17 protein-coding genes are annotated in these 17,896 nt (G+C 68.7%); 6 read left to right on the top strand and 11 right to left on the bottom strand.

Annotation, left to right across the window (positions count from 1 at the left end):
• Positions 1-20 precede the first annotated feature (20 nt).
• From ACFV9C_RS00385 to ACFV9C_RS00400, 4 genes are all read right to left on the bottom strand, one after another.
• Positions 21-821 carry an ABC transporter permease gene (locus ACFV9C_RS00385; RefSeq protein WP_380189416.1) on the bottom strand — a complete coding sequence of 267 codons (801 nt, stop codon included), beginning with the start codon at positions 819-821 and terminating at the stop codon, positions 21-23.
• Positions 818-1,798, bottom strand: coding sequence for an ATP-binding cassette domain-containing protein (locus ACFV9C_RS00390; RefSeq protein WP_380189418.1), 981 nt, complete (start codon positions 1,796-1,798; stop codon positions 818-820). The genes ACFV9C_RS00385 and ACFV9C_RS00390 overlap by 4 nt, the downstream gene beginning before the upstream one ends.
• A gap of 74 nt (positions 1,799-1,872) precedes the next feature.
• A complete protein-coding gene (locus ACFV9C_RS00395) occupies positions 1,873-3,189 on the bottom strand; it encodes a nitrate/nitrite transporter (protein ID WP_380189420.1) in 1,317 nt (438 codons plus the stop codon).
• A complete protein-coding gene (locus ACFV9C_RS00400; protein ID WP_380189422.1) occupies positions 3,186-3,911 on the bottom strand; it encodes a GntR family transcriptional regulator in 726 nt (241 codons plus the stop codon). The genes ACFV9C_RS00395 and ACFV9C_RS00400 overlap by 4 nt, the downstream gene beginning before the upstream one ends.
• Positions 3,912-4,149: 238 nt before the next feature.
• On the opposite strand from ACFV9C_RS00400, the gene ACFV9C_RS00405 reads away from it, so the two are divergent.
• Both ACFV9C_RS00405 and ACFV9C_RS00410 read left to right on the top strand, forming a co-directional pair.
• Positions 4,150-5,541 carry a S8 family serine peptidase gene (locus tag ACFV9C_RS00405; RefSeq protein WP_380189424.1) on the top strand — a complete coding sequence of 464 codons (1,392 nt, stop codon included), beginning with the start codon at positions 4,150-4,152 and terminating at the stop codon, positions 5,539-5,541.
• Positions 5,542-5,975: 434 nt separating this feature from the next.
• A complete protein-coding gene (locus tag ACFV9C_RS00410; RefSeq protein ID WP_380189426.1) occupies positions 5,976-6,725 on the top strand; it encodes an MBL fold metallo-hydrolase in 750 nt (249 codons plus the stop codon).
• Positions 6,726-6,734: 9 nt separating this feature from the next.
• Here the strand turns inward: ACFV9C_RS00410 and ACFV9C_RS00415 are convergent, their stop codons facing one another.
• From ACFV9C_RS00415 to pdhA, 6 genes are all read right to left on the bottom strand, one after another.
• Positions 6,735-7,565 carry a DMT family transporter gene (locus ACFV9C_RS00415; RefSeq protein WP_380189427.1) on the bottom strand — a complete coding sequence of 277 codons (831 nt, stop codon included), beginning with the start codon at positions 7,563-7,565 and terminating at the stop codon, positions 6,735-6,737.
• A 41-nt stretch (positions 7,566-7,606) separates the two neighbouring features.
• Positions 7,607-8,557, bottom strand: coding sequence for an NAD-dependent epimerase/dehydratase family protein (locus ACFV9C_RS00420; RefSeq protein ID WP_380189429.1), 951 nt, complete (start codon positions 8,555-8,557; stop codon positions 7,607-7,609).
• Complete coding sequence (locus tag ACFV9C_RS00425) at positions 8,554-8,991, bottom strand: MerR family transcriptional regulator (protein ID WP_380189431.1); 438 nt, start codon at positions 8,989-8,991, stop codon at positions 8,554-8,556. The genes ACFV9C_RS00420 and ACFV9C_RS00425 overlap by 4 nt, the downstream gene beginning before the upstream one ends.
• 173 nt (positions 8,992-9,164) lie before the next feature.
• The gene (locus tag ACFV9C_RS00430; RefSeq protein WP_380189433.1) at positions 9,165-10,589 is read right to left on the bottom strand and encodes a dihydrolipoamide acetyltransferase family protein; all 1,425 of its coding nucleotides are present in this window, start codon (positions 10,587-10,589) and stop codon (positions 9,165-9,167) included.
• Entirely contained in the window at positions 10,589-11,566 is a 978-nt protein-coding gene (locus ACFV9C_RS00435) for an alpha-ketoacid dehydrogenase subunit beta (RefSeq protein WP_380189435.1), read from the bottom strand. Before ACFV9C_RS00435 ends, ACFV9C_RS00430 begins: the two co-directional genes overlap by 1 nt.
• A gap of 3 nt (positions 11,567-11,569) precedes the next feature.
• Positions 11,570-12,733 carry a pyruvate dehydrogenase (acetyl-transferring) E1 component subunit alpha gene (gene pdhA, locus ACFV9C_RS00440; RefSeq protein ID WP_380189437.1) on the bottom strand — a complete coding sequence of 388 codons (1,164 nt, stop codon included), beginning with the start codon at positions 12,731-12,733 and terminating at the stop codon, positions 11,570-11,572.
• Positions 12,734-13,190: 457 nt separating this feature from the next.
• Between pdhA and ACFV9C_RS00445 the strand changes: the two genes are divergently transcribed.
• The 4 genes from ACFV9C_RS00445 (at position 13,191) to ACFV9C_RS00460 (ending at position 16,437) form a co-directional block, all read left to right on the top strand.
• On the top strand, positions 13,191-14,126 hold the full coding sequence (locus tag ACFV9C_RS00445) for an EamA family transporter (protein WP_380189438.1): 936 nt from the start codon (positions 13,191-13,193) through the stop codon (positions 14,124-14,126).
• A 392-nt stretch (positions 14,127-14,518) separates the two neighbouring features.
• Positions 14,519-15,121, top strand: a complete 603-nt coding sequence (locus ACFV9C_RS00450) for a hypothetical protein (protein WP_380189440.1) — start codon at positions 14,519-14,521, stop codon at positions 15,119-15,121.
• 152 nt (positions 15,122-15,273) lie between these two features.
• The gene (locus ACFV9C_RS00455) at positions 15,274-15,705 is read left to right on the top strand and encodes a hypothetical protein (protein ID WP_380189442.1); all 432 of its coding nucleotides are present in this window, start codon (positions 15,274-15,276) and stop codon (positions 15,703-15,705) included.
• A 3-nt stretch (positions 15,706-15,708) separates the two neighbouring features.
• Positions 15,709-16,437, top strand: a complete 729-nt coding sequence (locus tag ACFV9C_RS00460) for a hypothetical protein (protein ID WP_380189444.1) — start codon at positions 15,709-15,711, stop codon at positions 16,435-16,437.
• Between the two features lie 292 nt (positions 16,438-16,729).
• Here ACFV9C_RS00460 and hisC read toward each other — a convergent pair whose 3' ends face one another.
• Positions 16,730-17,827 carry a histidinol-phosphate transaminase gene (gene hisC, locus ACFV9C_RS00465; RefSeq protein ID WP_380189446.1) on the bottom strand — a complete coding sequence of 366 codons (1,098 nt, stop codon included), beginning with the start codon at positions 17,825-17,827 and terminating at the stop codon, positions 16,730-16,732.
• Between the last annotated feature and the right edge of the window lie 69 nt (positions 17,828-17,896).

Below are 17,896 nucleotides of genomic sequence, written 5' to 3' on the forward strand. Positions count from 1 at the left end.
GCCCACCACCGACAGATTTCCTACGTACGGCGCCGGTAGGCGCGGATCGCCAATGGGGCGAAGACCCCGACCAGGCCGACCATCCAGGCGAGCGTGATCAGCAGCGGCTTCTCGATCGGGCCGCCGAGCATCAGCCCGCGCATCGTGTCCACCAGGTACTTGACCGGGTTGACGTTCACGAACGCCTGCAGGAAGCCCGGCAGCGTGTCGGTCTTCACGAACACGTTGCTGCCGAACGTCAGCGGGAACATCACCAGGAACGCCACACCCTGCACGCCCTGCGCGGTCTTCAGCGACAGCCCGAGCCAGACCCAGATCCAGCACATCGACAACGCGAACGCCAGTACGATCACGAGCGCGAGTACGCCGTACCCGACGCCGTTCTGGAACCGGAACCCGAGCGCGAAGCCGGTCCCCATCAGGATCACGATCGACAGCGTGTACCGGACCGCGTCGCCGAGCACCGCGCCGACCAGCGGCGCGATCCGGGCGATCGGCAGCGACCGGAACCGGTCGAACACGCCCTTCGCGAAGTCGTCGTTCAGCGCGACGCCGGTGCCCATCGTGGAGAACACCACCGTCTGCACCAGCAGACCGGGCAGCAGGAACGGCAGGTAGTCGCGCCAGCCGGCGCCCTGCGCGATCGCACCGCCGAACACGAACAGGAACAGCACCAGGAAGATGATCGGCTGGAACGTCACGTCCGCCAGGGCTTCCGGGTTCTGCCGGATCCGGACGATGTTCCGCCAGGCGAGCGTCAGGCTCTGCTGGGCCCATGCGAACGGGTTGGGCCGCCGTGTTTCGACTGCCATTGTGGTCATCGGCCGGCTCCTTCCAGGACCTTCGGTTCTTCGGCGGTGTGACCGGTCAGCGCCAGGAACACCTCGTCCAGGCTGGGCAGCCGCAGCGACAGCTCGGTCACCGCGATCCCGGCCTCGTCCAGCCGCCGTACCACGACCGGCATCGACGAGCCGTCCGTCACCGGCACGCTGACCAGCGCGTTCACCACGTCGACGGTCGGCCGGGTGCCGACCGATTCGGCCACGATCGCGGCCACCCGCTCGATGTGCGAGGGCTCCGCCGGGCGGACGTCCAGCGACTGCTTGCCGGCCTGCGCCTTCAGCTCGGCCGGCCGCCCGTTCGCGACCACGGCGCCCTTGTCGAACACCACGATCGAGTCGGCGAGCGCGTCGGCCTCTTCGAGGTACTGCGTCGTGAGCAGCACCGTCGTACCGTCGAGGACCAGGTTCCGGACCGTCTCCCAGACGCCGTTGCGGGCGTGCGGGTCGAGGCCCGTGGTGGGCTCGTCCAGGTAGAGGATGCTCGGGTTCCCGACCAGGCTCGCGGCCAGGTCGAGGCGGCGGCGCATGCCGCCGGAGTACGTCTTCGCGATCCGGTCGCCGGCGTCGGTCAGCTCGAACCGTTCGAGCAGCTCGTCCGCCTTGGTCCGGGCCTGCGGCCGCGAGTACCCGAGCAGCCGGCCGATCATGATCAGGTTCCGGCGCCCGGACATGTCCTCGTCGACCGACGCGTACTGCCCGGTCAGGCCGATGATGCCGCGGACCTTGCCCGCGTCGCGGACGACGTCGTACCCGCCGACTACTGCGTGCCCGGCGTCCGGCCGGAGCAGCGTGCCGAGGATGCGGACCGCGGTCGTCTTGCCGGCGCCGTTCGGGCCGAGGACCCCGAGAACGGTGCCGGTCGGCACGCTCAGGTCGACGCCGGCAAGCGCGGTCGTATTGCCATATTTCTTGACCAAGCCGACCGCCTCGATGGCGACCTGGTTCGTTGTGGTCATCGGGTTCCTCCCAGTTGTTGCTACTGGGACTACCGTCTCCCGACGTGCTGGCACCGGCCTGTCACGGCGCTGTCTCAGCCCTTCAGCGGCACGATCTGGTTCGCCAGCAGCGCCTGGTACGCCTCCGGGTTGTAGCGCGCGAGGTTGCCCCGCGCCTTCCGGCGGTACTTGAGGATCTGGCGTGTGCCGATCGCCCACAGCACGTACTGGAACGCGAGCGCGACCTTGAAGTCACCGATCGCCTGCGGTGCGCCACCGGACGACGCGTCAAGCAGTACGCCGACCATCCCGATGCAGAGCAGCGTCGCGATGAAGCCGCCGGTGTTGACCATCCCGTTCGCCGCCCCGAACCGTGTGGTCGGGTTGAACGTACGGGCGTAGTCCAGCCCCAGCATCGAGCCCGGTCCACCGGCTGCCTGTACGACGATCAACGCCAGTAGCACCGGCATCGGCGCACGCCCCGGCCACAGCAGCACGACCGTCCACATCAGCACCGAGCCCGCGATCACCGCCAGGACGATCCAGGACCGGTAGAACGGGAACTTGGCGGCGTACCGTCCGACAAGCGGTCCGTAGCAGAGCCCAGCGAGCACAGGGACGATCAGCATGGCCGCGGCGGTCGTTGGAGCGACCCCCTCTCCCTGCACGAGGAAGGGGTAGCCCCAGAGCAGTCCGAACGTACTCCCGGAGAAGCTGGTCGTGAAGTGCGTCCACAGGCCCAGCCGCGTGCCCGGTTCTTTCCAGGCGCGGCGCAGGTTCTTCTTGACCTCTGCGAGCGGCGGCTTCGCGCGGCGGAGCTGTTCGTCGTACGGGGTGTTCCTGACGAGCAGTAGTACCAGTACGCCTGTCACCAGGCTCAGCACTGACGCAGCGGCGAACGTGGGCGTCCAGCCGAACGCGTGGAACGCCGCAGCCATCGGAACGGTCGACATGATCGCGCCCAGACCACCGAGCATTCCTGTCGCCTGTGACATCACGGGCTGGCGCAGCGCGGGGAACCAGGACATGACCACGCGCAGCACACTGATGAACACCAGGGCGTCGCCAACACCTAGCACCGCGCGTGCGGCGAGTGCCGCGGGGTACGAGTTGACCATGCTGAACGCGGACTGCGCTACGAACAGCAGCCCGGACGCAGCGATCAGGAGCCGCTTGGAGCCGTAACGGTCGAGCAGTACGCCGACGGGGACCTGCATGGCGGCGTACACCGTCAGCTGTACGACGGTGAAGCTGGCCAGCGCGGACGCGGAGATGTGGAAGCGTTCCGCGGCCTGCAGGCCGGCCACGCTCATGGAACCGCGGTGCAGCACGGTGACGAGGTACGTGAAGACAGCTGTGGCCCACACCGCCCAGGCACGCCGTCCGCCCAGGGGGTAGCGAAGTTCGTTCACCGCGTGCCCCGCAGATCCGTCGCGGCGGTCTCGATGTGCGCGATCACGAGCTCACGGAACCGCTTCACGCTGTTCCCGCCGAGCGCCTCGATCATCTCCTGGTGCGCGGTGATCGACTTGTCCATCCGGGCCGGCTGGACCTCGATGCCGGGCACCCCCATCCGGACCTGCCGGTCCCGGAGGCTGTTGTAGAGCTTGGCCAGGATTTGGTTGCCGGCGGCATCGACGATCGCCTCATGGAAGGCGCGGTCGGCCTCGAGGAAGCTCTTCGCGTCGCCTGCCCTGCGGCAGGCGCGCATCTCGTCGACGCGCTCGGTGAGGGTTTGGATCAACTGCTTGCGGCGCGGCCAGACCTTGGCGGCGGCGTGCGTCTCGATCAGCTCACGGGCCTCGAGTACGTCGTCGATCTCCTGCGGCAGGACCGGGAGGACGAGCGCGCCCTTCTTCGGGTAGAGCTTGACCAGGCCGGACTCCTCGAGCCGGAGCAGGGCCTCGCGGACCGGCGTACGGGAAACACCTACCGCAGTCGCAAGCTCACCCTCGGTGAGGAGCTCGCCACCCGGGTAGGCCCGGTCCAGGATCGCGGCCTTCACGTACGCGTACACGCGCTCCGCCGCGGGGATCTTCTCCACCCCCGGCGCCGCCTCGACCACCACCCGCGCGATTTCCGCGGTCTCGTCACCCAATGTCAACGCGTCACGTCCCGCGTCCCCGGTTGCCACTGCACCCCACCCATACGACTCGTATCTTTGTTGTATCTATCTTACACACACAGACAATCCACTGTCGAAGCCGAATATTCCCCAGGTTATCCACAGGGGTGTCCACATGATGTGCACAGCTTGACGCAGGGTTTCCCCTGCGTTGTGGACGAAGAACTCCGCTTCCCCGCGATCCGGCCTAGAGTCTCGGGTTACCGGTCCGGACCCGTCCGTCCGGCCCCTGCACTGAGGAGGCCTCGTGTCCCGAACTCCCCGTCCCCGCCGGCTGGCCGCCGGTCTCGCCGCCGCCGCGCTCGCCTGCGTGTCGCTCGGCGCCACCACCGGCGCGCACGCCGCGACCACGGCCGGCCCGCTGATGAACTACGTGGTCAACACCAAGGCCACGCCCGGTCACGTCCGCAAGACCGAGGACGCGATCAAGGACGCCGGCGGGAAGGTCCTGGTCTCGTACCAGCAGCTCGGCGTGGTGATCGCCCAGTCGACCAACCCCGGCTTCCGCACCGACATCCGCGCCACCCACAACGGCCGCGAGGTCGAGTCGGTCGGCGCCACCCGCACCGCAGCGGTCAGCGAAGGCGGCATGAACGCCCTGGACGAGGCCACCGCCACCCCGGTCGCGGACCCGCGCGAGGGCGAGCAGTGGGACATGCAGCAGATCAAGGCGGACCAGGCGCACGCCGTCACCGACGGCTCCCGCAGCGTCCTCGTCGGCATCAACGACAGCGGCGTCGACGACAACCACCCCGACCTCGCCCCGAACTTCGACGCGGCAGACTCGGTCAGCTGCATCAACAACGGCGTACCGGACCGCACCGCCGGCGCCTGGCGCCCGACGACCAGCTCGCACGGTACGCACGTCGCCGGCACCGTCGCGGCCGCACGCAACGGCATCGGCATCGTCGGCGTCGCCCCCGGCGTCCGGATCGCGTCCGTCAAGGTTGTGAACGACGCCGGCTTCATCTACCCGGAGTACTCGATCTGCGGCATCGTCTGGGCCGCCGAGCACCACATGGCCGTCACGAACCACAGCTACTTCATCGACCCGTTCGAGTTCTGGTGCAAGGACAACGGCGACCAGGGCGCGGTCCAGGAAGCGGTACGGCGCGCGTACGCCTGGGCCACCGACCAGGGCACCCTGTCCGTCGCGGCAGCCGGCAACTCGAACTACGACCTCGCCCACAAGACCACCGACAACGGCAGCCCGAACGACTCCACCGCGACCCCGCGGACCATCAACAACAACTGCCTCGACATGCCGACCGAGCTCCCCGGCGTGATCACCGTCGCCAGCACCACCAAGACCACCGCCCGCAGCAGCTTCTCCAACTTCGGCCTCAACAAGATCGACGTAGCCGCCCCCGGCAGCTCGATCCTCTCCACCCTCCCCGGCGGCGGCTACGGCCTGATGAGCGGCACCTCCATGGCCTCCCCCCACGTCACCGGAATCGCCGCCCTGATCAAGTCCACCCACCCCTCGTGGGGCCCCCGCGACATCGAACGAGCCCTCCAAACCGAGGCCGACGACACCGCCTGCCCCACCACCCCCGACCCCCGCTGCACCGGCACCACCGCCAACAACTCCGTCTACGGCGAAGGCATAGCCGACGCCCTAGACGCAGTAACCCGCTAACCCCTCCCAAACCGAGTGGGGGTCCACCGCCCGGGACCCCCACTCACCCCCTATCGACGAACCGGCTCACCCGTTCGTCGAATCGTGGGATCCAGCGCGCGACACGCCGCATCCCGCGACCTCGATCCACGACTCGCAGTTACAGCCACCAGCCGAACGCCACGACTCGGCTCATCGGCCACCGCCGCTGAGCGGCAGGGTTAGGTCCGGCGGAGGGGCGGTGTTCGCGACGGTCTCGCCGGCGCTCATCGTCTTGGATGGCAGGGTCGTCGGCTTGTGGTTGGTGCGGTACGACACAACCCGAGGGCGGCGGCGCACGCGACAAGAGGCCGTTGACCTCGCGCGCACCCTCAGCAGGCCGTTCGAGGACGGCTAGCCCGACGAGAGGTACGCGCCACTCGCGCCCGGTCGTGGACTGGTGTCAGAGTGAGGGGATGTTGACGCAGGTGGGTGATGGGGTTTGGGTGCGGCAGAGTGGGTGGGTTTGGAGTAACTCGACTGTCGTGCTTGGGGATGACGGGTTGGTGCTGGTTGATCCGGGGATTACTGGAGCCGAGCTGAGCGAGCTTGCTGATGAGGTGGGGCGGCTTGGGGTTCCGGTGGTGGCTGGGTTTTCTACGCATCCGCATTTTGATCATTTGTTGTGGCATTCGCGGTTCGGGGACGTGCCGCGGTACGCGACGGCTGGGTGTGCGCGGAGTGCGGCCGAGGGGCGGGAGCAGGCGCAGGCTATGGCGGCGGAGAATGCGGAGGGCGCACCGGTTGAGCTGGTCGCGCTGGTCAGTCCGTTGCCGGCGGATGGTGGGCCTGTGCCGGGCGAGGTCATCGAGCATGACGGGCACGCTGTTGGGCATGCGGCGGTGCTGCTGGCGGATCAGGGCGTGCTGCTGGTCGGCGACATGCTGTCCGACGTACTGATTCCGATGCTCGACCCGGGTCGGCCTGGTCAGTTCGATGCGTACGAGGCGGCGCTCGACCGGCTCGAGGAGGCTGTTCAGCACGCCAACGTCGTGGTTCCGGGGCACGGGGCCGTGGCCGACGGGGCTGAGGTGGCGGCGCGGTTTGTTGCGGATCGCGCGTACGTCGATGCGCTGCGGCGGCGGCAGGTGCCCGTCGACGTACGGATGGAACAGGACTGGATGATGGGGCCGCACCGGCGCAATCTGCAGGTCGTACTTGATTGATCGGGGCATCTACCCTGTCGTGATCAGCACGATGCCGGCGACGACCACGGCCGCGGCGGTCGCTCGTTTCGGGCCGAAGCGTTCGTGGAAGAACAGGGCGCCGATGATCGCGCCGAAGATGATGCTGGTTTCGCGGAGCGCGGCGATGGCGGCGAGGGTGCCGCGGGTCTGGGCCCAGAGCACCAGGCCGTACGCCGCCATCGACACGACCCCGCCCGCGAGACCGGACAGGACCGCCGGGCGCGGGAGGTTGAAGGTCCGCGGGCCGCGCCAGGCCAGGACGGCCAGTGGTACGGCGAATCCTTGGAGCATGAAGACCCAGCCCATGTACGTTGCCACCGGCATCTTGTGTACGGCGACCCCGTCGACGACCGTGTACGACGCGATCATCAGGCCGGTGCCGATCGCGGCAAGGATGGCCGGCAACTGGTTGCGACCGGGACGACCGATGAAGACAAGGGCGATCAGCCCGGTCGAGACCAGCAGTACGCCGGCCAACTCGAGCAGTGCCAGGTGCTGATGCAGTACGACGATCGACACCACCGCCACCACCCACGGCGACGTACCGCGGGCCAACGGATACATCTGGCTGAACTGCCCCAGCTGGTACGACGCCAACAGCCCGCCGAGGTACGCGAGGTGCAAGAGCGCCGACGCGACGATGTACCCCCACGTCCCGGCCGGCGGCAGCCCCATCACCAGCACCGCGACCAGCCCGATCACCCCGGCCGCCACCTCGAACAACGCCAACCCGGCAACCCGATCCGGCGCCCCGTGCGCCATCGCATTCCACGTGGCGTGCAGAACCGCCGCCCCCAGCACCACCAGGATCACCACCACCCCACCACCCTCTCACCCGCTCGTCATGCGGGTCAGGTGGATTACATGAGGCCGAGGTCGCGGAGGCTCTGCGCGGTTTCGAGGATGGTTGTTTCGAGGGGGCGGGGGTTCCAGCCGAGCAGTGTGCGGGCTCGGGTGTTGTGGATGGTGGGACGGGGGAGGTCGGGGCCGGGGGCCTCTTCGGTGGGAGTGGGGATGGACAGGTGGGCGTGGAGGAGGTGGGACAGTTCGAGGAAGCTCGTGGTCGGGTCGTTGCTGACAGCAAGGAAGCGGTGGTTGGCGGCGGCTGGGGTGGCCATGGCTCGGACGTGCAGGTCTGCGACGTCGCGGACGTCGACCACGCCGAAGCGAGCGCGCGGGACGACCTGCGTGCTGCCGTCGAGGATCAGCTTGATCAGTTGGGTGGAGGAGCGAAGGTCCGTGGTGAGGGTCGGGCCGAAGATGGCGGTCGGGTTGACGACCACCAGTTCGGTGGTGGCGTCGCGCATCAGGTCCCAGGCAGCGCGTTCGGCGATCGCCTTCGAGCGGGGGTACGGCGCCAGGCCTGGCGTGTCCGGGTCCGTCCAGTCGTCCTCGGTGTAGTCGGCGTCGGGTTTCGGGGTATACCCGATCGCGGCGAAGGACGAGGTGAGTACGACGCGGCGGGCGCCGGCGTCGCGGGCGGCTCGTAGTACTCGGAGGGTTCCTTCGCGGGCGGGGATGATGAGCTCGTCGGGGTCCTCGGGTTGTACGGCAGGGATCGGTGAGGCGACGTGGTGGATCTCGGCGCAGCCCTCGACTACGCTCTTCCAGCCGTCGTCCGACAGCAGATCAGCCTCGACGAATTCAAGGCGGGTGTCGTCGGCGCCACCTCGGCGTACGGCGGCCCTGACAGAGTCGGCGCACGTCGTCGAGCGGACCGTCGTACGAACGTCGCGGCCGGCGCGGAGGAGTTGCGCGATCAGGTGGGTCGCCAGGTAGCCGGATCCGCCAGTCACCAGCACGGGGCTCATCGGAGGGCTCCGAGGCCGTCGACCACGTCGACCAGGCGTTCGATGGTGGCGGCCTCGGCGGCGTCGTCGCCGCGGTCGCGGGCATCCCAGAGCGCGGCTTTCTCGCGGAGGTAGCGGAGGCGGACCTGTTGCGCGGCGATCTCGGCCTCGATGCGGTCCGCGTGCCGGAGGAGCAGGTCGCGTTGTTCGCCGGCGGCCGCGCGGCCGCGGGCCCGGTTCGCCAGGTACGTGCGCATGTCGCCGATGCCGACGCCGACCGCGCGCAGGCAGGCGAGCGCCTCGAGTACGTCGACGTCCGCGGTCCGGTACCGACGGTGACCGCTCTGCGCGTCGCGGTCGATCGGGCCGACCAGTCCGACGTCCTCGTAGTACCGGAGCGTCGGCTCGCTCAGCCCGCTCCGCCGCGCGACCTCCTGGATGGTGAAAACCGTCATACCGTCACGGTCACACACTTCAAGCGCTTGAGGTCAACCAAGCGCCCGGACCTGCGCCACTCAGCAACCGACGGTCAACGCGTCCCGCCGCATCCCTCGACGGCCGGGAGCGGCGTTGGTGAGTGGTGGCGGTCCGGCAAACGAAGGGCCGGGCGACAGCCCGGCCCTTCGTCTCAGAACATCAGCGCGCGCGCCGGATCCTCGAGGATGCTCGCGACGTCGGCGAGGAAGGTGGAGCCCTTCTCGCCGTCGATCAGGCGGTGGTCGAAGGACAGCGCGAGCGTGGTGATCCAGCGCGGGACGATCTCGTCGTCCACCACCCACGGCTGCTTCCGGACCGCGCCGAACGCGAGGATCGCGGCCTCGCCCGGGTTGATGATCGGCGTACCGGCGTCGACGCCGAACACGCCGACGTTCGTGATCGTGAACGAACCGCCCGCCTGGTCCGCCGGCTGGGTCTTGCCCTCGCGGGCGGTGGCGACCAGGTCGTTCAGCGCCCGGCAGAGGTCGGGCAGGGTGAGCGATTCGGCGCTCTTGATGTTCGGGACGATCAGCCCGCGCGGAGTGGCCGCGGCGATGCCGAGGTTGACCGCGCCCTTGTAGACGATCTCCTGCGACTGCTCGTCCCAGGCCGCGTTGATGATCGGGGTACGGCGGGCCGCCAGCGTGACGGCCTTCGCGACGATCAGGAGCGGGGAGACGCGGAGGTCGCGGAACGCCCTGTCCGACTTGAGCCGCTCGACGAGCTCCATCGTGGCGCTGACGTCGACGGTGATCCACTCGGTCACGTGCGGCGCGGTGAACGCACTGGCAACCATCGCCTGCGCCATCACCTTCTGCACACCCTTCACCGGCACGCGCGTATCACCTTGCGCGCTCACCACCGGAGCAGGCTGGTACGCCGTCACACTCGGCAGCTCGTCCGCGGCCGGAGTCGCGACGTACGCCTCCACGTCCGCCCGGGTGATCACTCCCCCGGCACCGGTCGGTGCGACCGCTCCCAGGTCGATCCCCAGATCCTTCGCCAACTTCCGCACCGGCGGCTTCGCCAGCACGTGCCCCCCGGCAACCGGCGCCGGCGGCGCCGACGTGGAAGCTGCGGCGGCCGGCGCGTACGCCGCGGGAGTGGCCGGCGCGTATGCCGCGGGTGCTGGGGGTGGGGCGGGAGTGGTCGCCAGTGCGGCTGCACCGGCTGAACCTGGTGCTGCGGGTACGCCACCGCCCGCACCACCCGGAGCGGCGCCTGGCTTGCGTTGGCGGCGTTTGGCTTCGGTGGTTTTGGGGCCGTAGCCGACGAGGACCGCGGTGCGGCCGCCGTTCTCCTCGGGCTCCGGGGTGGGGGCGGGCTCGTCGGCGGTGTCGGTCTGCACCGAGATGATCGGCGTACCGACGGGGACGGTCTCGCCCTCGGGGACCAACAGCTCGGTGATGACGCCGGCGAACGGGACCGGGAGTTCGACGAGGGATTTCGCGGTCTCGATCTCGACCACGGTGTCGTTCAGCTTGACCGTGTCGCCCGGCTTGACCTTCCAGCTGACGATCTCGGCCTCGACCAGCCCCTCACCGACGTCGGGGAGGCGGAACTGCTGGATGCCCATCAGTACCCCATCACCCGGTCGACACCGTCCAGGACCCGGTCCAGGTCCGGCAGGTACTCGTCCTCCATCCGCGACGGCGGGTACGGCGTGTCGTACCCGGTCACGCGCAGTACCGGCGCCTCCAGGTGGTAGAAGCACTCCTCCGTCACCCGCGCCGCGATCTCCGACCCAGGCCCGAACGAGTACGGCGCCTCGTGCACCACGACTGCCCGCCGCGTCTTCTTCACAGAGGCGAAGATCGTCGCGAGATCGAACGGCGCGATCGTCCGCAGGTCGACGACCTCCAGGTTGCGCCCGTCCTCGACCGCGGCCTCGGCGGCCTGCAGGCACGTCTTCACCATCGGCCCGTAACAGAGCAGCGTCGCGTCAGTACCCTCACGCACCACCTTCGCCTTGTGCAGCGGCAGCGACGGCCCGGTGGACTGGTCCAGCTCGGCCTTCTCGTGGTACCGGCGCTTCGGCTCGAAGAAGATCACCGGGTCGTCGGACGCGATCGCCTGCTGGATCATCCAGTACGCGTCGACCGGGTCGCCGCAGGAGATCACCTTCAGCCCGGGCACGTGCGCGAACAGCGTCTCCGGCGACTCCGAGTGGTGCTCGACCGCGCCGATGCCGCCGCCGAACGGGATCCGGATGACGATCGGCATCGTCAGCTTGCCCATCGACCGGTAGTGCATCTTCGCGACCTGGTTGATGATCTGGTCGTACGCCGGGAACACGAACCCGTCGAACTGGATCTCGCACACCGGGCGGTACCCGCGCAGCGCGAGCCCGACCGCCGTACCGATGATCCCGGACTCGGCCAGCGGGGTGTCGATCACCCGGTCCTCGCCGAAGTCCTTCTGCAGGCCCTCGGTCACCCGGAAGACGCCACCGAGCTTGCCGATGTCCTCGCCCATCACGACGACCTTCGGGTCCTTCTCCATCGCGGCCCGCAGGCCCGCGTTGATGGCCTTGCCGAGAGTGATCTTGGTCATCGCTCAGCCCTCGCCTTCGAACGAAGCGGCGTACCCGACGTACTGGTCACGTTGTTCGGCCAGCTGCGGCGTCTCGTCGACGTACACGTTCTGGAAGAAGTCGGTGAGCACCGGATCCGGCAGTGCGAGGCAGCCGGCCCGCAGCTCGGCGGCGATCTTGTCGCCCTCGGCCTCGATCTCGTCGAAGTAGTCGTGGTCGACGCCCGCGTGCCGGCTCAGGTACGCGTGCACGCGCTCGATCGGGTCCTTGAGCTTCCAGTGCTCGAGGTCCTCGTTCAGCCGGTACTTCGTCGGGTCGTCGGAGGTGGTGTGCGCGCCCATCCGGTACGTGTACGCCTCGATCAGCGTCGGCCCGCTGCCCTCGCGGGCGCGCTTCATGGCCTGCTGGGTGACGGCGTACGTCGCGAGGACGTCGTTGCCGTCGACGCGGACGCCCGGGAAGCCGAAGCCGGCGGCGCGCTGGTACAGCGGGATCCGGGTCTGCCGGTCGATCGGCTCCGAGATCGCCCACTGGTTGTTCTGGCAGAAGAAGACGACCGGGGCGTTGAAGACCGAGGCGTAGATGAACGCCTCGTTCACGTCACCCTGGCTGCTGGCGCCGTCGCCGAAGTACGCGATCGTGGCCTCGCCGGTGTCCGGGTCGCCGACCGCGTGGTCGCGCTGCTGGCCCATCGCGTACCCGGTGGCGTGCAGCGTCTGGGCGCCGATCACGATCGTGTACAGGTGGAAGTTGTTGTCCTTCGGGTCCCAGGCACCCTGGTCGACGCCGCGGAACAGGCCGAGCAGGTTCAGCGGGTTGACCCCCTGGCACCACGCGACGCCGTGCTCCCGGTACGTCGGGAAGACCATGTCCTTGTCGTTCAGCGCCCGGCCGGACCCGATCTGCGCGGCCTCCTGGCCGAGCAGCGACGCCCACAGGCCGAGCTCACCCTGACGCTGCAGGGCGGTCGCCTCCGAGTCGATCCGGCGGACCAGGACCATGTCCCGGTAGAAGCCCTTGATCGCCTCGTCGTCGAGGTCGAACGAGTAGTCCGGGTGCTCGACGCGCTCGCCTTCGGGCGTCAGGAGCTGGACGAACTCGACCTCTTCGGAGGCCTGGGGCGGACTGACCGGCGCCTCGTGTGGCGCGAACACTTCCGGGGCAAGGCCCGGCACCGACTCACTCACATGCACTCCTCGGGTTCGAGCGCGGGATCGCCGCGACCGCAACGTTGCACGGGTCCCCCCGCTGTTGCCGGGTGCGGCTTTCGCAGGCTGGTCCGCGTGATTCCAGGGGTTGATGCACTGCGGGCAGTGGACCTCCTCACTGGTCTCACTCCCATCTTGCCGGACACCGTACAGACCAGGTGCCTGATCCGCTAACTTCCTGGACTCCAGCGGGTACGGCGGTACCGAAATCGGTCCTGGGATGAGACACCAGTCCAGCCACTGGTCCTATCCGCAGACTCGTCTTACAGCGTGCGAGCGCCTCGGATGTGAAGTGTCACAACTTCGTCTCGACGTCCCCCGCTTGGCGGGATCCGGCCGCCGGGTGGCCGGAAACCTCCTTGCGCGCGCGTGCGCGCGACGCCTAGCGTAAGCATCGTTCGTACATGACACCCCTGACACCCCGAGGAGGGTCGCGATGGCCACTGCCCCCGCCGAAGTGGTCGGGACCGGCGCCCGGCCGGCCTCCGGCGCGATGATCTGGACCGCGCTCGCGGTGGTGTACGTCGTCTGGGGTTCGACGTACCTGGCGATCCGGGTCGTGGTCGAGGCCGGGATCCCGCCGATGCTCGGGATGGCCACCCGGTTCCTCACCGCGTCGGTGCTGATGGCGACCGGACTGGCCCTCAAGTCGGGGTGGCGGCGGCTGCGGATCACCCGCCGCGAGGCGATCGGCGCGGCCACGGTCGGCATCCTGCTGCTTGCCCTCGGCAACGGCGCGGTGGCGATCGCCGAGCAGACGGTGCCGTCCGGACTGGCGGCGTTACTGGTCGCGGCCATTCCGCTCTGGCTGATGCTGCTCCGCGTCGGCGGCGGCGAGCGGCCGCGCGCGATGACGTGGGTCGGCGTACTGATCGGGTTCGGCGGGGCGGCGTTGCTCGCGCTGTCGGGCGGCAACACCAGCGCGAAGCCGTTGTCGGTGGCGATCCTGGTCGTCGGCACGATCTGCTGGGCCACCGGTTCGCGGTACGCGCCCCGGCTCGGCCTGCCGCGGGACCCGCTGGTCACAGCGCTCTACGAGATGGTCTTCGGCGGTACGGCGATGGTGCTGCTCGGCGTACTGCGGGGTGAGCCGGCGCGGCTGCACTTCGACCGGATCCATGGCAGCGGGTGGATCGGGCTGGCGTACCTGGTGGTGTTCGGGTCGCTGCTCGCGTACACGGCGTACTCGTATCTGCTCGCGAACGCGCCGATCTCGCTGGTCGGGACCTACGCGTACGTGAACCCGGCGGTCGCGGTGTTCCTCGGCTGGCTGATCCTGAGCGAGCGGCTGACCTGGCAGATCCTGCTGGGCGGCGCGGTGATCATCGTCGGGGTCGCGCTGGTGGTGACGGCGGAGCGGCGGAGGGCCTGACAAAAGGAAAGACCCGGGCCCAAGGGACCCGGGTCTCCCACCGCTGCCGATGCGCGCGGCAGCGGGTCTGGCTGCCGGTCGCGCCCTGCCCCGAAAAAACACGGCACGAAACTCCGGCAATGGTTCCAAATTGTTCCGACGAATCGTGCTATTGCCAATTCGGCAGCCACCGAGCCCACCGAAACAATCTCCGATTCACCGGGCCATCCGTCACCCGCGCTGACTCAACGACGTACCTCCGGCCTGGTTACGGGCCCCTCCGTCTCAACTTCCGCTCACCAATATCACTGCCGTATCAGGGAAAATAGTTGACGAAAAAGTTTGTAACCGGCTGCGCCAGGGGTCGTTACCACTAAGACGAATCCGTCAAACCCGAAAGGAAACCTGGCATAATGCAGGTAACTCGCAAGATCGTCATCGCAGCCGCGGCGGCGACCGTTGCCACCCTTGGTGTCGCGAGCTTCGCGGGCGCCAACATGCTCGACGACGCGCAGAAGAAGGCCCAGGTCGAGGGTCTGTCCGACCAGGTGTCGGCTCTGTCCCAGGGCGCCGGCAACTACGACGCGAGCCACGCTCGCTGGTGGGGCATGCACAAGGACGGCTCCCTGGTCGCGCTCGACCGCAACGACCTCGGTGCGGTTCAGGCCTGCCACAACTTCGGTGCCGGTACCGGCATCGGCGGCACGGTTCCGGCCCAGGACATCACCGGCATCATCGGCTGGGGCAACAACGGCAACAGCATCACCGCCGTCAAGACCTGCGAGCAGGACAACCAGCAGAACCGCAAGTGGTACAAGGCCGACGGCAACGGCGTTGTCTCGGTCAGCGACAACAAGGTCGGCCCGTGGCAGGTCTGCCACAACGAGATCGACGCCACCGGCATCGGCGGCACCGTTCCGCTGACGAACCCGACCGGCATCCTCGGCCTGGACAACAGCGGCAACTCGATCGACTCGCTGAAGACCTGCGAGCAGAGCAACGAGCAGAACAACTGACCCTCCCTGGTCAGTGATGCAGGACCCGAACCAGCCACCTCGGTGGGTTGACTGATTCGGAGCACCACCGCGGCGCCGGGAGCAAGCCTCACTCCTCCCGGCGCCGCTCCTTTTGTGCCTGTGCGTGACCGTTCGCGGACTAGGCTGCCGCCATGGACGTTCTGCCGAGTCAGTCCGAGGTGTTCCTGGTCGAAGAGAGCGACCGGGCACTGGTAGCCGACGGCCCGGCGCTGGTGGCGCCCGGCGGTGCGCGGCACCAGATTCCGCCGAAGGTGTTCGAGGCGATGCGATTCGTCGAGGCGGCGATGCGACAGGGATTCGCCGTACAGGTGATCGCGCTCCGGCACGAACTGCCGATCGACGAGGCGGCCGCCGCTATCGGGATGAGCGCGGAAGACCTCCGCGCCTACGCGGCCGAAGGGGCGCTGCCGTTCCGGAGTTCGGATTACGTCGACTGGGTCCGGCTGACCGACGTACTCGCGCTGGACGAGCGGCTCCGCGCGCAGCGGCGGCGGGCTCTGGACGAGCTGCTGAACGAGTCGGACTACGACGAGGACGACACGCCGAACGACCGCGAGGGCTGACCGATGCCCGAACCGCGACGCCAAGCCTTCCTCGACGCGAACGTCCTCCGTGGGCAACTGCAGACCGACGTACTGCTGACCCTGGCCGACTACCAGACGTTCGCACCGCGCTGGTCCGCCGAAGTCCTCGACGAGGTACGCCGCAACCGGCCGGAAGGTGTCCCGGAGACCAAGATCCAGCGGCGGCTGGACACCATGAACCGGGCGTTTCCGCGGGCGATGGTCTCCGGGTACCAGCACCTCGAGCCGCAGATGCAGGCCGACTCCAAGGACAAGCATGTCCTCGCAGCCGCCGTGCACTCGACGTCGACAGTGCTCGTGACCGAGAACGTAAAGGACTTCCACCCGCCGACCACAGGACCGCACGCTATGCCGGTCCAGAAGCTGTCCAACTTCCTCAACGAGATCGCGGACGAGAACCCGGAGCGTACGGTGGCCGCGATGCGGGAGATGATCTCCCGCACCGGCAAGGAGCCGAACACGCTGCCCGAGCTCATCGACAAGATGGCGCCCCAGAACGACCTCCGGGGGTTCGCTCAGAAGCTCAACGGTCTGGTGCCGGCCGACGAGCGCGGCAGTCACCCGAGCCTGCAGCAGGGGAAGAGTGCGCAGGCCGCGTTCAACGGTGTTGCGTCAGCCTCCGGTGCCGCCCAGAAGCCCGCGAGTACGCCGGAAGCTGTGAAGCACGCGCATCAGCAGGACAAGGGGCGGTCCACCGAGCGCGAGGTCTGAGCTTACGAGGTCTGGACTGTAGCCGTTGGGGACCTTGGGCCATGAGGGACCAGATGCCTCGAGCGGCTGCGCGGCACGCGGGCTGAACCACACGCGCCCGGTCACCCGGCTCCCAGCTCACCCACAGGCCCGCGCCAAGCCGTCACTCGCGAGCGGCAGCTCGCAACACGCCGGCGCCAGCCGGCCCCACGCGGGCGCACGCCCGCAACGCACGGGTGGGTAGGAGCGCGCGCGAAGCAGCCGCGCCTGAGGAGCGCAGCGTCGAAGCTAGCGGGTGCGTAGTACGCGTGGGTCAGAGGGCCTTCCGGTCTTGCTGGGGCCAGGTGCGGGCTACGGTGAGGAAGAGGTTGTTGGCTTCGGGTTCGCCGATGGTTACTCGGACGCCGTCGCCGGGGAAGGGGCGGACCGAGACGCCTTCGGCTTGGACGGCTTCGGCGAACTTGACGGTGTCTTCGCCGAGTTCGAGCCAGACGAAGTTCGTCTCGGACTCGGGGACGGTCCAGCCGGCGGCCTGGAGTTCGGCGACGACGCGTTGGCGTTCCTCGATCAGGGCGTCGACGCGTTCGAGGAGTTCGTCCTCGACGGCGAGGGAGGCGATCGCGGCCGCCTGTGCGACGTAGCTGACGCCGAACGGGAGCGCGCACTTGCGGATCGCGGCGACCACGGACGGGTGCCCGATCGCGTACCCGACGCGGAAGCCGGCCAGCCCGTACGCCTTGGAGAAGGTCCGCAGTACCAGCACGTTCGGCCGGTCGCGGTACAGCTCGACCCCGTCCACGACATCGGTCTCCCGGACGAACTCGCGGTACGCCTCGTCCACCACGACCAGCACGTCGGACGGTACGGCGTCGAGGAACGCGATCAGCTCGTCGCGGCGTACCACCGGGCCGGTCGGGTTGTTCGGCGTACAGACCAGCACGACCTTCGTACGGTCGGTGATCGCCGCCTCCATCGCCTTGAAGTCGTGCCGCGCGTCGGGGGTCAGCGGCACCTGGACCGACGTCGCGCCGGTCAGCTGCACCGCGATCGGGTACGCCTCGAACGAGCGCCAGGCGTAGACGACCTCGTCACCGTCCGCGACCGTCGCCTGCAGCAGGTGGTACAGCAGCGCGACCGACCCGGTACCGACCGCGAGGTCGCTCACCGGTACGCCGAATCGCTTCGACAGCGCCTCGAGCAGGTCGACCGCGCCCATGTCCGGGTAGCGGTTCATCTGCGCGGCAGCCTCGGTGGCGGCGGCGAGCACGCCGGGCAGCGGCGGGTACGGGTTCTCGTTGCTGGACAACTTGTACGTCGGCCGGCCGTCGGTGCGCTCCGGCGGACGGCCCGGCTTGTAAGCCGGTACGTCGTCCAGACAGGCGCGGAAGCGAACCTCATTGTCAGGGGTCATGACCGCAGGTTAGTCCTTACCGCACACCGGAACCAGCCTCCCCGAGGGGACCGTTTGACTCCACGAACG

Origin of the sequence: Kribbella sp. NPDC059898, from assembly GCF_042730855.1 — a bacterium.
In the GTDB taxonomy this organism is placed as follows: domain Bacteria; phylum Actinomycetota; class Actinomycetes; order Propionibacteriales; family Kribbellaceae; genus Kribbella.

Excerpts from the sequence above, each read along its gene's own strand:
- ACFV9C_RS00385 (WP_380189416.1), bottom strand. The coding sequence starts at position 821 with ATGACCACAATGGCAGTCGAAACACGGCGGCCCAACCCGTTCGCATGG.
- ACFV9C_RS00390 (WP_380189418.1), bottom strand. The coding sequence starts at position 1,798 with ATGACCACAACGAACCAGGTCGCCATCGAGGCGGTCGGCTTGGTCAAG.
- ACFV9C_RS00410 (WP_380189426.1), top strand. The coding sequence starts at position 5,976 with ATGTTGACGCAGGTGGGTGATGGGGTTTGGGTGCGGCAGAGTGGGTGG.
- ACFV9C_RS00420 (WP_380189429.1), bottom strand. The coding sequence starts at position 8,557 with ATGAGCCCCGTGCTGGTGACTGGCGGATCCGGCTACCTGGCGACCCAC.
- ACFV9C_RS00425 (WP_380189431.1), bottom strand. The coding sequence starts at position 8,991 with ATGACGGTTTTCACCATCCAGGAGGTCGCGCGGCGGAGCGGGCTGAGC.
- ACFV9C_RS00430 (WP_380189433.1), bottom strand. The coding sequence starts at position 10,589 with ATGGGCATCCAGCAGTTCCGCCTCCCCGACGTCGGTGAGGGGCTGGTC.
- ACFV9C_RS00435 (WP_380189435.1), bottom strand. The coding sequence starts at position 11,566 with ATGACCAAGATCACTCTCGGCAAGGCCATCAACGCGGGCCTGCGGGCC.
- ACFV9C_RS00445 (WP_380189438.1), top strand. The coding sequence starts at position 13,191 with ATGGCCACTGCCCCCGCCGAAGTGGTCGGGACCGGCGCCCGGCCGGCC.
- ACFV9C_RS00450 (WP_380189440.1), top strand. The coding sequence starts at position 14,519 with ATGCAGGTAACTCGCAAGATCGTCATCGCAGCCGCGGCGGCGACCGTT.
- ACFV9C_RS00455 (WP_380189442.1), top strand. The coding sequence starts at position 15,274 with ATGGACGTTCTGCCGAGTCAGTCCGAGGTGTTCCTGGTCGAAGAGAGC.
- ACFV9C_RS00460 (WP_380189444.1), top strand. The coding sequence starts at position 15,709 with ATGCCCGAACCGCGACGCCAAGCCTTCCTCGACGCGAACGTCCTCCGT.
- hisC (WP_380189446.1), bottom strand. The coding sequence starts at position 17,827 with ATGACCCCTGACAATGAGGTTCGCTTCCGCGCCTGTCTGGACGACGTA.